The 14095-nt window shown below is 72.4% G+C and carries 11 protein-coding genes; 5 read left to right on the forward strand and 6 right to left on the reverse strand.

Annotated elements, in window-relative coordinates; translation table 11 throughout:
• Position 1: 1 nt before the first annotated feature.
• On the reverse strand, positions 2 to 1747 hold the full coding sequence (locus EJC51_RS37600; RefSeq protein WP_126275136.1) for an SGNH/GDSL hydrolase family protein: 1746 nt from the start codon (positions 1745 to 1747) through the stop codon (positions 2 to 4).
• Between the two features lie 190 nt (positions 1748 to 1937).
• Here EJC51_RS37600 and EJC51_RS37605 point away from each other — a divergent pair, with 190 nt between their 5' ends.
• Together EJC51_RS37605 and EJC51_RS37610 are read left to right on the forward strand one after the other, a co-directional pair.
• Positions 1938 to 2345: a DUF6278 family protein gene (locus EJC51_RS37605; protein WP_126275137.1), complete on the forward strand. Its 408-nt coding sequence runs from the start codon at positions 1938 to 1940 to the stop codon at positions 2343 to 2345.
• Positions 2346 to 2474: 129 nt separating this feature from the next.
• Positions 2475 to 3218 carry an amino acid ABC transporter ATP-binding protein gene (locus tag EJC51_RS37610; RefSeq protein ID WP_126275138.1) on the forward strand — a complete coding sequence of 248 codons (744 nt, stop codon included), beginning with the start codon at positions 2475 to 2477 and terminating at the stop codon, positions 3216 to 3218.
• Between the two features lie 161 nt (positions 3219 to 3379).
• On the opposite strand, the gene EJC51_RS37615 is transcribed toward EJC51_RS37610, so the two are convergent.
• Positions 3380 to 4948, reverse strand: a complete 1569-nt coding sequence (locus EJC51_RS37615; protein ID WP_126275139.1) for a CocE/NonD family hydrolase — start codon at positions 4946 to 4948, stop codon at positions 3380 to 3382.
• Between the two features lie 116 nt (positions 4949 to 5064).
• The gene (locus EJC51_RS37620; protein WP_126275140.1) at positions 5065 to 5823 is read right to left on the reverse strand and encodes a hypothetical protein; all 759 of its coding nucleotides are present in this window, start codon (positions 5821 to 5823) and stop codon (positions 5065 to 5067) included.
• Positions 5824 to 5967: 144 nt separating this feature from the next.
• Between EJC51_RS37620 and ggt the strand changes: the two genes are divergently transcribed.
• Positions 5968 to 7755, forward strand: a complete 1788-nt coding sequence (gene ggt, locus EJC51_RS37625) for a gamma-glutamyltransferase (RefSeq protein WP_126275141.1) — start codon at positions 5968 to 5970, stop codon at positions 7753 to 7755.
• Here ggt and EJC51_RS37630 read toward each other — a convergent pair.
• The 3 genes from EJC51_RS37630 to map form a co-directional block, all read right to left on the reverse strand.
• A complete protein-coding gene (locus EJC51_RS37630) occupies positions 7750 to 10293 on the reverse strand; it encodes an ATP-dependent Clp protease ATP-binding subunit (protein ID WP_126275142.1) in 2544 nt (847 codons plus the stop codon). The genes ggt and EJC51_RS37630 overlap by 6 nt on opposite strands.
• An 86-nt stretch (positions 10294 to 10379) precedes the next feature.
• A complete protein-coding gene (locus tag EJC51_RS37635; RefSeq protein WP_126275143.1) occupies positions 10380 to 10652 on the reverse strand; it encodes a hypothetical protein in 273 nt (90 codons plus the stop codon).
• A gap of 167 nt (positions 10653 to 10819) precedes the next feature.
• Complete coding sequence (gene map, locus EJC51_RS37640; RefSeq protein ID WP_126275144.1) at positions 10820 to 11590, reverse strand: type I methionyl aminopeptidase; 771 nt, start codon at positions 11588 to 11590, stop codon at positions 10820 to 10822.
• A gap of 32 nt (positions 11591 to 11622) precedes the next feature.
• On the opposite strand from map, the gene EJC51_RS37645 reads away from it, so the two are divergent.
• Both EJC51_RS37645 and EJC51_RS37650 read left to right on the forward strand, forming a co-directional pair.
• Entirely contained in the window at positions 11623 to 11874 is a 252-nt protein-coding gene (locus EJC51_RS37645) for a helix-turn-helix domain-containing protein (RefSeq protein WP_097270529.1), read from the forward strand.
• Positions 11875 to 12017: 143 nt separating this feature from the next.
• The gene (locus tag EJC51_RS37650; RefSeq protein WP_126275145.1) at positions 12018 to 14078 is read left to right on the forward strand and encodes a hypothetical protein; all 2061 of its coding nucleotides are present in this window, start codon (positions 12018 to 12020) and stop codon (positions 14076 to 14078) included.
• Positions 14079 to 14095 lie beyond the last annotated feature (17 nt).

Raw genomic sequence — 14095 nt, forward strand, 5'->3', positions numbered from 1 at the left:
CTCACAGCAGCGACAGGTCCACGGACTCCGCGAGGGCGGCCAGCCCCGCGTCCCCCGGATGCAGATGGTCCCCGCTGTCGTACGCCGGCAGCATCCGCGCCGGATGGTCCGGGTCCCGTACGACCCCGTCGAAGTCGAGGACGCCGTCGAACAGGCCGGCGTCCCGGATCCAGGCGTTCACCTCGGCACGCTCGGCGTCGACCGCGGCCGTGCAGCGGGCCTCGCCCTCGCAGGGCAGGATCGTCGCCGCCAGCATCCGCAGCCCCCGCGCATGCCCCCGGTCGGCGAGCTCGCGCAGCCCGCCGATCACCTCGTCGGCCGTGGCACCCCAGCGCACGTCGTTGACGCCCTGGAAGACGACCGCCGTGCGCGCCGAGGTCTGCGCGAGGACGTCCCGGTCGAAGCGGTGCAGGGCACTCACCCCTCCGGTGTCGGTGGCGACGCCGTCGCCGGGATAGCGGTCGCTCACCACGCGGTTCGCTGAGATCCCCTGGTTGAGCACGCCGTAGTGCGGGACCTCGTCCTGGGCGAGCAGCCGGTCCGCGAGCACGTCCGGCCAGCGCCGGTCGGCGTCGGCCGTCGCCCCCTCCCCGTCGGTGATCGAGTCCCCGAGCAGCACCACCGACCCCGGCCCGCCGCCCACGTCCACCCCGGTGAGCAGCGGCCAGCCGGTCAGGACGGTGGTGTACACCGTCGCCGAGACGTCCGCCGTGTGGTCGCCCGCCGCGCTGACGTACGACCGCTGCCGCGCGAGCCGGTGCACGGGCGCCGCCGTCACCGTCCCCGGCAGATGGAAGCTCACCAGCAGACTGCTGTCCGCGGGTACCTCGAAGTCGAGCGGATCGCTGAACACCTGTGCCCCGGCGGCCACTTCGACGCCCGCCGCACCCCCGAAGGCCACCGCCACCGGCGCCTCCCGCGCCGCCGCGCCCGCGGCCTGCACCGCCACCGTGGCGCTCCCGATCCGCACCGGCGCCGCCGCGAAGGTGTTGTCGAACCGCAGCCGCACCCGAGGCCCGCCCACCGAGGTGTGCACGACGAGCCGCAGCGTACGGTCGCGCCACGGCCCCACCGCCGGGTATCCGGCGGTCGCGGCCGCCCAACTCCCCGACCAGCCGGGCGTATCGCCCCGCACCGACACGGCGAACACATGCAGGCCCGGCGAGTCGGGCAGCCGTACCGACGCGACCTGCTCTCCGGGCACGAGCGGCACCGTGACGACGTACAGCCGTGCCTGCGCGGCGAGTTGGCCGCCGGGCGTGTTCACGTGCGGCAGTGCCACCGCCTTCGTGGCGAGCGGGCCGGTGCGCCAGTCGGGGGCGGTCAGGCGGTACGAGGAGGTCGTGCCGTTCGCGTACGACACCGAGCCCGTGCCCGTCACGTCGACGCCGTCCGTGCCCGCTGCCAGGAAGGCGAGCGCGTCGCCGCGGCCGGTCACGCGTACCGACTGGCCCGCGGCGCGCACGTTGTCGGGATCGCCCGGCTCCCGGCGCGGCCAGGCCAGCCGGGCCCGCTGCACGGTCAGTGTCCGGCCCGGCGTCCAGCCCGCCGCCGCCAGGTCGGCTGCCGACAGCGAGGCGCCGGTGCCGTCGAAGTCCGCCTCGCCGGGCCGGGCGTCGTCGCTCACGGCCGTGTTGTCGAAGAGCCGCTCCAGCGGCAGGGGTTCCGTGGCGCTGCGCACCGGCGCCGCCCGCACGGGAGCGGTCGGCGTCAAGGCGCCGAACAGGGAGAGGACGAGCAGGGACATGCGGACACCTCGGCGCACCTGATTCCCCCGTTCACGACCGGTCAGGACGAGACGCGTGACGCACGGTGAAGGTAGGGACGCCCTGGGTGACCCGTCAACGTGCCATGCGCGAACTCGGCGCGAAGTCCCCCGGAATCGACTGCCCGCGCGCCTGTGGTGCGCACGCCGGTGCGAATGACACGCTGGACGTATGAAGATCCCTTTTCTGGGCAACCGGCGCGAGGAACCCGGGGCGCACGACGCCGAGGGCATCGCCGAACTCCTCGCCGAGTGTGAGCTGCTGCGTCATCAGGCGGCCCGGTCCGGTGTCCAACTGGACGACACCGTCGCCTCGTTGGAGGACCTCGACCAGCTGGTGCCGCGATGGCGGGACGACGCCGATGTGCTGGAGTGGCTCGGCAACGACGCCGGGCTGTATCTCGGGACGGTGATCGTGCGGACCGTACCGGGCGCCGTGTGGGGGATTCGGGCCGACGGCCAGCCGGTGATCCGGCTCGCCTCCGGCCGGGAGTTCGACGTGGTCGCCGACGGCCATGACTGGGCGGCGAGCGGAGTGCCCGAACTGTCCCAGGTCTACGGCGAGGTGGCGGAGGCCTGATGCGGGCCCGTACATAAGCGGGGCGTAAATACGGCTAATGCCCGAAAAGTGCGTGTCGTGTATTAACTCCACTGTTGTCTGGATAGGTTGCGGCAACCGCGACACAGCTGAGAGTGGGTAGGGCTGGGCATGGCCGTCGATCCGTTGATCGAGCTGCGTGACGTCAACAAGTACTACGGGGAGCTGCATGTCCTGCGGGATATCAACCTCACCGTCGGCAAGGGGGAGGTGGTCGTGGTCATCGGCCCGTCAGGGTCGGGAAAGTCGACACTGTGCAGGACGATCAACCGCCTGGAGACCATCCAGTCCGGGGAGATCCAACTGGACGGCCAGCCGCTGCCGGAGGAGGGTAAGGCCCTCGCGGGGCTCCGCGCCGAGGTCGGCATGGTCTTCCAGTCGTTCAACCTCTTCGCCCACAAGACGGTCCTGCAGAACATCTCACTGGCCCAGGTCAAGGTCCGCAAACGCAAGAAGGACGACGCCGACCAGCACTCGCGCCAACTCCTGGACCGCGTCGGCCTCGCCGACCAGGCCGACAAGTACCCGGCACAGCTCTCCGGCGGCCAGCAGCAGCGCGTGGCCATCGCCCGCGCCCTCGCCATGGAGCCGAAGGCGATGCTGTTCGACGAGCCGACCTCGGCCCTCGACCCGGAGATGATCAACGAGGTCCTCGAAGTCATGCGGCAACTCGCCCGCGAGGGCATGACCATGGTCGTCGTCACCCACGAGATGGGCTTCGCCCGTGCCTCCGCCAACCGCGTGGCCTTCATGGCCGACGGCCGCATCATCGAGGACCGTGCCCCCGACGCGTTCTTCACCCACCCCGAGAGCGACCGCGCCAAGGACTTCCTGTCCAAGATCCTCAAGCACTGACGGCACTGATGGGGGAGTGCCGCGCCTCGACTACGATGTGCCGTTCATCCCTGTGATGAAGGCGATCTCGCCGCTGCCCGGTGGGGAACCCCCCACGGCCCCGGGACCGTAGGGGGCGGCAGCTCACAAGAGCCATACCCGCCCGGCGCGTAGGCCGGAGATCACTGCTCACGCAGCGGAATCGACACGTACGACGGGTCGTCCGCCGGTGAGGAGAAGGTCAGCTGCGCGCCGGACGGGTTGTGCTCGATGTAGAGCGGGTCGACCGTGTCGACGACCAGGGCGAGACGATGCCCCGCCGGGACGTCGTAGGCCGTGGAGTACAGCTCCAGGTCGAGGCCGAACGCCGTGCCGGGCGTCCGTCCGTGGAAGGTGTACGGCGCGTGGGTGACCAGCTTGCCGAGGCCGAGCGGGCCCACGTCGTAGAGGTAGGCGACGAGGGTGCCGCTCTCGTCGGTCGGGGTGACGGTGGTGTGCAACGTCGTGGTGCCGCGCACCTGTTGGGCGGTCCCGTACTTCTCCGACTGCCAGACGGCCGCCCAGCGGCGGGGGAGCAGGGGGATCGAGGCGACCGGGGGGATCCGGGCGACCTGGTCGAGGATGCTGGAGAGGAAGACGACCCCGCCGTCCGCGCCCGAGTCGACGTTGGTGTGCAGGGTGGTCGTGCCGGACAGGGCCAGCTTCTTCGTCGTGGCGCCGACCGACTTCCAGTCCGGGTAGCCCTCGTAGCCGCCGGTGGAACGGGACTTGAGCTGGACGGGCTGCTCGCGGTCGATGCCGTTGTCGTCGCCCTGGAGGTAGCGGTCGAACCAGCGCTCGGTGTCCGTCCAGACGTCGTTGGGGAGCCCGAACAGGCCCGTCAGTTCGGCGGTCGCGTGGTCGCCGGGGCGGAACTCCAGTCTCTTGGGGCCGGTCAGCTTCTCGTAGAAGTGGGCGGACTGGTTGGGCGGGAAGACCGAGTCGCCCCAGGCGTTGGCCATCATGACCGCCGTGCCGTTCTTGTTCAGTTGGTCCACATAGGTGATGGCAGAACGTTTCTTCCCCCAATTGATCATGTCCTGTTCCTTGGACAGGTTGGAGGCGTAGAAGTTGTCGAAGATCTCCCGGATCTCGGCGCTCTGCCGTCCCGTGACGATGCTCGCGCCGTCCAGCAGCCCGCCCGCCTGGACGTGTTGGGTGCGGCCCGAGTAGATCGAGTCGATGAGGTCGGCCCAGCCGCTGAGCGCGGCGACCGCCTTGACGCGCTGGTCGTGCGCGGCGGCGAGGAGGCTGATGCCGGCGCCGTACGAGACCCCGCCCATGCCGATGTGCTGTGCGTCGGCGGGGGTGTTGGCGAGCGCCCAGTCGATGACCTTGGAGGCGTCGGCTATGTCGGGCGGGCCCGCCACTTCTATCCGTCCGCCCGACTGCCAGAAGCCGCGCACGTTGTAACTGACCACGACGTAGCCGGAGTTCGCGAGCTTCTGCGCCTGCGCCAGGTACTCGACCTGGGGCAGGCCCCAGCTCGTGGGGAACACGATCAGCGGGTAGCGTCGCGAACCGTCCGCGCCCGCCGGGGTGATGACGTTCGCCTTGAGGACGGTGCCGCCGTCGCCGGCGATGTCGACGAATCGTATGCCGCCCGTCGAGGCCTGGGCGGCCGGAGCGAACCCGAGGGCGCTCCCGGCGATCAGCGTCGCGGAGACGGCGCCCACGGCGGTCGTGCGCAGGGCCTTGCGATGGTGTCCCACGGGTCACTCCTCACTTGTGTCAGTGCAAAGTGACCGAACGGTAACCTCGGCTCCTTACTGGAGGTAACCCGTCGGTAAGTTACGCGGGAGTAACGATTGTTGTCGTGTGAATGAATTCAGGACGCACGGTGCGCGTTACGGGGAGCCGGAGCGGTCGGCGGCGGGGCCTGTGCCGCCCGGGTCACGTCGGCGACCAGCTCGGCGACGTCCGGGCCGTACGCCTGTGAGTTGACCACTTTCAGCAGCAGCACGAACGAGTTGTTCCCGTGCTTGCGGGCCAGACGTTCGTGGTTGCGGGCCAGATAGCGGGTCGCGGCCTGGTTGGTGATGGCGGTCTGGCCGCAGAACAGGAACACCGGCCTGCTCTGGCCCGGCTGGCCGGCGGTGAGCCGCGCCAGCAGCACGTGTTCGCTCTGCCCCTTCTCCATCCGGTAGCGCTCGCTGCCGATCTGGAAGGCCAGCCGGTCGGGCCCCGGCTCCGGATCGAGGTTGACCCGCACCCCGGGCAGCATGGCCTGCATATGGGCCTGCATCCGGCGGTTCGACCCGGGGCCGCCCACGCAGAACTCCGTCCGTTCCCCGAAGCCCTGCCGTGCGGCGTCCTGGGTGATCACGTCGGCGTGCGCGCCGCAGTCCTTGATGAGCGCGGAGAGTTCGAGCAGCGCGAAGACGTCGTAGCGGTGCACCGCGAGGTCGGGGCCGGCCGCGTCCCGGTTGACGACGAGCAGCGACTCCGAGTGGTCGGGCAGCCCGAAGAAGGCCTGCTTGCGCCGGAGTTTCCGCTTCCACAGATAGGTCCGGGCCAGCCAGCCGAGCGTGGCGCTGATGCCGGCGGCCACCACGCCCAGGACGATGTTGCGCACGTCGTCATTCATGGGCGCGCATGCTAGCGGGCCCGGATTGCCGGTACGTACCCGTGTTCGAGGTGTGGCGATCTCATGACAGCTGCCCTGAAGGGGGCTGTCGAGCCTCGGGTGTTGTGGTTACGCTGCGCGGACGGTCCTGGCCTGGAGGTGCGGATGCGTCGCCCTGTCGCGCGGAAACTGTCGGTGCTCGCGGTCTCGGCAGCCGTGGTCTCGGTCGGGGCGGCGGCGCCACCGCCGACCGCCACGACACCACCGAAGGTGCCCGTCGCCGTCGGCTACGGCGGCGCCGTGGCCAGCGTCGACGCGGACGCCTCCGCCGCCGGCATCGAGGTGCTGAGGAAGGGCGGCAACGCCGTCGACGCCGCCGTCGCCACGGCCGCCGCGCTCGGCGTCACCGAGCCCTACTCCTCCGGCATCGGCGGGGGCGGCTACTTCGTCTACTACGACGCCAAGTCCCGTACGGTGCACACCATCGACGGCCGTGAGACCGCCCCGCTCACCGCCGGTTCCGACCTGTTCGTCGAGAACGGTCAGCCCCTCGCCTTCGCCGACGCGGTGACCAGCGGCCTGAGCGTCGGCACCCCGGGCACCCCGGACACCTGGGCCACCGCCCTCGACCAGTGGGGCAGCAGAAGACTCGGCACGGTCCTCAAACCGGCCGAGAAGCTCGCGCGTGACGGCTTCACCGTCGACGACACCTTCCGCGCGCAGACCGCTTCCAACGAGACCCGCTTCCGCTACTTCCCCGACACGGCCAAGCTGTTCCTGCCGAACGGTGCCCTCCCTGTCGTCGGCTCCACCTTCAAGAACCCCGATCTCGCCCGCACCTACGCCGAGTTGGGCAAGAAGGGCGTCGGCGCGATCTACCACGGCGACCTCGGCGACGACATCCTCGACACCGTCAACAAGCCTCCCGTGGACCCGGCTTCGGGCTGGAAGGCCCGCCCGGGCAAGCTGACGGAGAAGGACCTCGCGGCCTACGGGGCCAAGCTCCAGAAGCCGACGAAGACCTCCTACCGCGGCCTCGGCGTCTACTCCATCGCCCCCTCCTCCTCCGGCGGCACCACGGTCGGTGAGGCCCTCAACATCCTGGAGAACACCGACCTCTCCAAGGCGAGCGAGGTGCAGTACCTGCACCACTACATCGAGGCCAGCCGGATCGCCTTCGCGGACCGCGGCCGCTGGGTCGGCGACCCCGCCTTCGAGGACGTACCGACGAAGGGGCTGCTCTCGCAGCGGTACGCCGACGAGCGGGCCGCGCTCATCAAGGACGACGCGGTGCTCACCAGCCCGGTGGCGCCCGGCGACCCGCGCAACCCCGGCTCCACGGGCACGGCGGCGCCGACGACGTACGAAGGCGAGAACACCACGCATCTGACGGTCGCCGACAAGTGGGGCAACGTCGTCGCCTACACCCTCACCATCGAGCAGACCGGTGGCAGCGGGATCACCGTGCCGGGTCGCGGGTTCCTTCTCAACAACGAGCTGACCGACTTCTCCTTCGTGCCCGCGAACCCGGCCGTGCACGACCCGAACCTGCCGGGGCCGGGGAAGCGGCCGCGGTCGTCCATCTCGCCGACGATCGTGCTCGACCAGCACAACAAGCCTGTGGTGGCACTGGGTTCGCCGGGTGGGGCGACGATCATCACGACCGCGCTCCAGGTGCTGACCGAGTTCGTCGACCGGGGGCTGCCGCTCGTCGACGCGATCGCCGCGCCGCGGGCGAGTCAGCGCAACCAGACCACGACCGAGCTCGAACCGGCGCTCTACAACGGTGAGCTGAGGAAACAGTTGGAGGCGCTCGGGCACGGGTTCCGGTTGAACGCCGAGATCGGTGCGGCTACCGGGGTGCAGCGGCTGCCGGGCGGGAAGTGGTTGGCGGCCGCTGAGACCGTACGGCGCGGCGGCGGCTCGGCGCAGGTGGTGTACCCCGCGTCATAGTTCGGGGGCGGGCGGCTCGGCTTCCGCGCGGAAGGCGAGCCGCCCGTCGTCCACGTCCACCGTCACCTGACCGCCCTCCGTGATCCTCCCGTCCAGCAGCAGCCGCGACAGCTGGTTGTCGACCTCGCGCTGGATCGTGCGGCGCAGGGGGCGGGCGCCGTACTCCGGCTGGTAGCCCTTGCGGGAGAGCCAGTCGACTGCCGCTTCCGTGAAGTCGACCGTGATGCCCTGGGCGTGCAGCATGCGGCGGGTGCGGTCCAGCAACAGGTTGGTGATCTGGCGGAGTTGCTCCTCCGTGAGCTGGCGGAAGACGACGATCTCGTCGATGCGGTTGAGGAACTCGGGGCGGAAGTGCTCGCGCAGCGGGCGCAGGATCTGTTCGCGCCGCGCCTCCTCGTCGGCCTCCGCGCCGCCCGCGCCGAAGCCGATGCCGGCGCCGCGCCGGGTGATCGCCTCGGAGCCGAGGTTGCTGGTCATCACCACGACCGTGTTGGTGAAGTCGACCGTGCGGCCCTGCGAGTCGGTGAGGCGGCCGTCGTCGAGGACCTGGAGGAGGATGTTGAAGACGTCCGGGTGCGCCTTCTCCACCTCGTCCAGCAGCAACAGCGAGTACGGATGCCGGCGGACGACCTCCGTCAGCTGGCCGGCCTCCTCGTGGCCGACGTATCCGGGCGGGGCGCCGACCAGACGGCTGACGGTGTGGCGCTCCTGGTACTCGCTCATGTCCAGGCGGACCATCCGCTCCTCGCTGCCGAACAGCGCCTCGGCGAGCGCGCGGGCCAGCTCCGTCTTGCCGACGCCGGTCGGGCCGAGGAAGAGGAAGCTGCCGATCGGGCGGTCGGGGCTGGCGAGCCCGGCCCGGGAGCGCAGGACCGCGTCGGAAACGACCCGGACCGCCTCCTCCTGGCCGACGACCCGCTGGTGCAGGTGTTCCTCCAGGCCGAGCAGCTTGTCCTTCTCCTCCTGGGTGAGGCTGGCGACCGGGATGCCCGTCTGCCGGGACACCACCTCGGCGATCGCCTCCGCCGTGACTTCCAGGTGCTGGCCCTCGTCGGCCGTGCCGCCGCCGGACGCCTCGCCGATGCGCTGCTTCAACTCCGTGATGCGGTCGCGCAGTTGCATGGCCTGCTCGTACTGCTCGTCGGCGACGGCCTGGTCCTTGTCCCGGACGAGCTGCTCCACCTCGCGCTCCAGGGCGCGTACGTCCGTGCCCTTGGTGCGGGCCCGCAGCCGTACCCGGGCGCCCGCCTGGTCGATGAGGTCGATCGCCTTGTCGGGCAGGCGGCGGTCGGGGAGATAGCGGTCGGACAGTTCGACGGCCGCCGTCAACGCCTCGTCGGTGTAGCGGACTTGATGGTGGGCCTCGTAGCGGTCGCGCAGCCCGCGCAGGATCTCCAGCGCGTCCGCGACGGACGGCTCGGGCACGAGGATGGGCTGGAAGCGGCGGGCCAGCGCCGCGTCCTTCTCGATCCGGCGGAACTCCTCCAGCGTGGTCGCGCCGACGATGTGCAACTCACCGCGCGCGAGGGCGGGCTTGAGGATGTTGCCGGCGTCCATGGAGGAGGCCTCGCCGCCACCGCCCGCGCCGACCACGGTGTGCAGCTCGTCGATGAAGACGATCAACTGGTCGGAGTGCGCGCGGATCTCGGACACGATCGAGTTGAGGCGCTCCTCGAAGTCGCCCCGGTAGCGGGTGCCCGCGACCACGCCCGTCAGGTCGAGGGCGACGACCCGCCGTCCGATGAGCACGTCGGGCACGTCCCCGTCGGCGATGCGCTGGGCGAGCCCCTCCACGATGGCGGTCTTGCCGACGCCCGCGTCACCGATGAGGACCGGGTTGTTCTTGCCACGCCGGGACAGCACCTCGATGGTCTGCTCGATCTCCTCGTCCCGCCCGATGACCGGGTCGATGCCGCCCCGCCGGGCCAGGTCCGTGAGATCGCGGCTGTACTTGTCGAGGGTCGGGGTGCCGGTGTCGCGCGGCGCGTCGGTGCGGGCGGTGCCGCCGTCGGGCGCGGCCTCGGGCGGCAGGCCGGTCGGCGCGAAGTGGGCCGAGTTGAGGATGTGGCCCGCCGCCGAGTCGGGGTTGGCGGCCAGCGCGCTCAGGACGTGCTCGGGGCCGATGTGACCGGCGCCGCGGGACCGGGCGAGGTCGTGCGCGTCGAGCAGGGCCCGCTTCGCGGCCGGGGTCAGCGAGAGCGAGGTCGGCGGCGGGACCTCGCCCGGCGGGTGCAGCACCGGGCCCGACCGCTCGTCGATCTCCGTCGCCAGTTCGTCGGGATCCGCGCCGGCCCGGCTGAGCAGACTCCGGGTGGGCTCGGCGGACAGCGCGGCCCGCAGCAGATGCTGGGTGTCCAGGTCCCGGCTGCCGTGCTCGGCGGCGTACTGGGCGGCACCCCGGACCAGCTCCCGGGCCGGTTGGCTCAGCAGCTGGCCGATGTTGATCTGCCGGGGGCCGGGGCGGGGCCCGCCGAAGAAACGGGCGAGGAACTCGCCGAAGGGGTCGTAGCCTTCGGGTCCGCTGAAGCCGCTGGTCATGGCCGTTCCCATCCGGCGTCCCTGCGGGGCCCGGGACGCCCTCGCTGATCGACGTGCCGGAGTCGGGTAACCCGGGCCGCGGCCCGCTACACCTGTGACCACTCCTTCGCCAGGCGACCCACCAGGGCGGCGGGCCAGGTGTACTCGATCTCGCCCACCACGAGGCCGGGCGCCGGCCGCAGCGGGCGCTCGGCCGTGCGCAGGCCGCCTTCACGCTCGTAGAACACGATCGCACGATCGATGCCCCGCAGCACCTCCAGCCCGACGTCCCGGCCCGGCCGCGTGCCGGACGCCCAGGCGAGGCCGGCGCGCGGAAGACGACGGCCGAGGCCGGGTGCCCACACCGTCCGGGCGCACATGCAGGTCGTCGACGTGGACGGGACCGTCGGCGGTGGTGCGCACGTGGGCGAACCCGCACAGCTCGCCGTCCTCCTCCGCGGTCAGCGGCAGCTGGTCCGGGGCGAGGGCGGCGATCCGCTCGGTGTCGGCGGGGGTGCCGTGCGCGATACGCGGGTCGGCGCCGCCGTCAGATGCGCGCCGTCAGGACACGGGGGCCCGCGTCCGTGATCGCCACCGTGTGTTCGGCGTGGGCCGCCCGGGAGCCGTCGTTCGTGCGCAGGGTCCAGCCGTCGGAGTCGGCGTGGTAGCCGTCCGTGCCGCCGCCGATCACCATGGGCTCGATCGCCAGCACCATGCCGTGCCGCAGCTTCATGCCGCGGCCGGGGCGGCCCTCGTTCGGGACGCCCGGGTCCTCGTGCATCCGGCGGCCGATGCCGTGTCCGCCGAAGCCGTCCGGGATGCCGTAGCCGGCCGCGCGGCACACCGTGCCGATCGCGTGCGCGATGTCGCCGATGCGGTTGCCGACGACGGCCGCCGCGATCCCGGCGTCCAGCGCCCGCTCCGCCGCCTCGATCAGGCGCAGGTCCGCCTCGCGCGGGGTGCCGACCGTGAAGCTGATCGCCGAGTCGCCGACCCAGCCGCCGAGTTCGGCGCCGAAGTCCGCGGAGACGAGGTCGCCGTCGCGCAGCCGGTAGCGGGTCGGGATGCCGTGCACGATCGCGTCGTTCACGGAGACGCACAGGACGGCCGGGAACGGGGTGGGCGCGAAGGAGGGCCGGTAACCGAGGAACGGCGAGGTCGCGCCCGCCTCGCGGAGCACCTCATGCGCCACCTCGTCCAGCTCCAGCAGGGAAACGCCCACGTCGGCGGCCTTGTGCACGGCCGTGAGGGCACGTCCGACGACCTGCCCGGCCTCGTGCATGGCGTCGATCGATGTGTCTGTCTTCAGCTCCACCATGCCAATTACTATACCGGTATTAGAATGGGGGCATGGTGCGCACCCCCCTGACCCCCGAAGAGCGTGAACGCGGCGAGCGGCTCGGCCGGCTGCTGCGCGAGGCGCGCGGCGGCCGCAGCATGGCCGACGTCGCGACGAGCGCGGGCCTCTCGGCCGAGACCCTGCGGAAGATCGAGACCGGCCGCGCGCCGACCCCGGCGTTCTTCACGGTGGCGGCGCTGGCGCGGACGCTCGGACTGTCGATGGACGAGATCGTGGAGAGGTGCGCGCTCGTCGTCGTGTGAACGGCGGCCGTGCGGGCCGCACGTCACGTTCCGGAAGGTCCGGCGTACTCTGCGTCCAGTCCGAAAACTCTTCGTAGCGCGTTCGTAACACGGCTCGTGTTGTCTTACGGACCGGAGTGCTCCGGTCTGGCGGGAGTTGAACGATGGCGGTGGATCAACTCCCGGGGCGGATACGGGAGTTCGTGAACTACCTGGACGCTCTGCTGGCGCGCCTGGATCAGGGCGGCGGCTGGTGCGCGGTGTTCTGGCAGCGCGACCCCGAGGGGATGCAGGCCTGTCTCGAAGGGCGCGAAGTACCGCCCTGGGACGTGGTGGAGGCACTCCTCCAGGACCTCGTCACGGAGTACGGTCCCGCCGTCGCCGCCCCGGAGGTCGAACGGGCCCGGACCCTGCACGCCCAGGCCCTCGCCGCGTACGACGCCCGGCCCGGCGCCCGTGACGCGCTCGGCGACCGCCTCGACGTCATGCTCCGCGAACAGCGTTACGCCGCCGAACGCCAGGCGGAACTCGGCCACTTGCTCGCCACCGCCACCACCCGGGAAGCCGCCGACGCGATCCGCCTCGACCTCGCCTGGGCCCGCGACGACCACGAACGGGCGACCGCCCGCTGCGCCGAACTCCGCACCCGCATGGCCGACTTGGATCGCCGTACGGGGAGCGGCCAGGTCCAGGTGGTCCGGCGCGGGCAGCCCGTGTTCCGTGTCGACGACGAGCCCGACCCGGGCGGCGGAGCGCCGGGGCAGCGGGGCGGTGCCGCTCAGGCGGTCCGTGGGGGAGGACAGGCCGACCCCGGCGGGGCCGGGGTGAGCGGCGGTGCGGGGCAGATGGGACGTGGCGCGGGGCAGACGGAGACGGGACGTGGCGCGGGGCAGATGGGACGTGGCGCGGGGCAGACGGGACGTGGTGCTGGGCAGCGCCCCGGCCGTGACGCCTTCGGCGACGGGACGACGCGCATGCCGCAGCAGCGCGACGCGCGCACCGCCGCGGAGGCGGGCGGGACCGGGTGGCCGGGGGACGCGGCGGGGCGGGACGGCAGGGAGGACTGGGACGGTCGGGAGGGCCGGGCGGGCCGGGACGGTCGGGAGGGCCGGCACGGTCGGGCGGGCTGGGACGGTCGGGCGGGCTGGGACGGTCGGGAGGGCCGGGACATGGCGTCCGGCGGGGCGCGCGGCTTCGACGGCGCTGCTGCCTCCGGCTTCGACGGTGCTGCCCCCAGCTTCGAGGGCGGTGCCTCGGGCTTTGACGGCGTCGCTCCCGGCTTCGACGGCGCCGCCCCACGCTTCGACGGTGCCGCTCCCGGCTTCGACGGCGCTGCCACGGGTTTCGAGGGCGTAGCCCCGCGCTTCGATGGCGCCGCCCCCGCCTTCGATGGCGCCGCCCCCGCCTTCGACGGCGTAGCCCCCGCCTCCCACGCCCCCTCCGGCGACCCGACGGCTGCCCCCGAGCAGGACCCTGAACCGGCCCCCACCTCCAAGCAGCGCAAACGGCGCCGCGGTAGTGCGCGGTTCGCCGGGATGGTCGAGGAGGACGCCGCTCCGGTCGTCGTGTCGCCCGCTGTCGAGCCGGCGCTGCCCACCCCGGCCGCGACCGGTCGGCGTATCCCGCGCGGGGCCCGGTTCGCCGGGGCCGGTGCCGCGGCGCAGGCGCCGGAGCCGCAGGCCGAGCCGCTGGACAACGGGGACCGGCGTGAGGTGGCGCAGGCCGTCGAGCAGCTCGTACGACTGCGTCGTGAGGGGCGTAGCGGGGAGGCGCACGCCCTGCTGGTCGACGCCGCCTACTGGCCCGCCGCCCGCTTCCCGCTGCTCGCCGCCGAACTCCAGCACGCCGGGCTCGGCGCCGACTGGGCGACCCTGCTGTGGGAGGCCGCCTCGCTGCCCGCGGAGCGGCTCGTCGCGGCGGCGGACGCGCTGGTGGAGGCGGGGCGCGGCGCGGACGGGGAGCAGGTGCTGCGGCAGGGCGTCGTACGGCCCGCCGAGGAGGTCGGGCACGCCGTGCTCGGGCTCGTCCACGAGGGGCGCCGGCGCGAGGTGCGCGCACTGCTCGACGCCTACGTCCGCGTCCGCACCCCGGAGGAGGCCGCCCGCAGCGCCGCCCCCGGCCCGCAGACCCTCGTACCGCTGCTCCTGGAGGCCGCCCGGGGGGTCTCGGAGGAACGGCACTGGGACCTCGTCCACGCCCTCCGGGTCGCCGGTCACACCGGCTGAGCGGGCCCGCCGGACCG

The organism is Streptomyces aquilus, assembly GCF_003955715.1.
GTDB lineage: Bacteria > Actinomycetota > Actinomycetes > Streptomycetales > Streptomycetaceae > Streptomyces > Streptomyces aquilus.

Coding starts and splice junctions, on each gene's coding strand:
- EJC51_RS37600 (WP_126275136.1), bottom strand. CDS start 1,747: ATGTCCCTGCTCGTCCTCTCCCTGTTCGGCGCCTTGACGCCGACCGCT.
- EJC51_RS37605 (WP_126275137.1), top strand. CDS start 1,938: ATGAAGATCCCTTTTCTGGGCAACCGGCGCGAGGAACCCGGGGCGCAC.
- EJC51_RS37610 (WP_126275138.1), top strand. CDS start 2,475: ATGGCCGTCGATCCGTTGATCGAGCTGCGTGACGTCAACAAGTACTAC.
- EJC51_RS37620 (WP_126275140.1), bottom strand. CDS start 5,823: ATGAATGACGACGTGCGCAACATCGTCCTGGGCGTGGTGGCCGCCGGC.
- ggt (WP_126275141.1), top strand. CDS start 5,968: ATGCGTCGCCCTGTCGCGCGGAAACTGTCGGTGCTCGCGGTCTCGGCA.
- EJC51_RS37630 (WP_126275142.1), bottom strand. CDS start 10,293: ATGACCAGCGGCTTCAGCGGACCCGAAGGCTACGACCCCTTCGGCGAG.
- EJC51_RS37635 (WP_126275143.1), bottom strand. CDS start 10,652: ATGTGCGCCCGGACGGTGTGGGCACCCGGCCTCGGCCGTCGTCTTCCG.
- map (WP_126275144.1), bottom strand. CDS start 11,590: ATGGTGGAGCTGAAGACAGACACATCGATCGACGCCATGCACGAGGCC.
- EJC51_RS37645 (WP_097270529.1), top strand. CDS start 11,623: ATGGTGCGCACCCCCCTGACCCCCGAAGAGCGTGAACGCGGCGAGCGG.
- EJC51_RS37650 (WP_126275145.1), top strand. CDS start 12,018: ATGGCGGTGGATCAACTCCCGGGGCGGATACGGGAGTTCGTGAACTAC.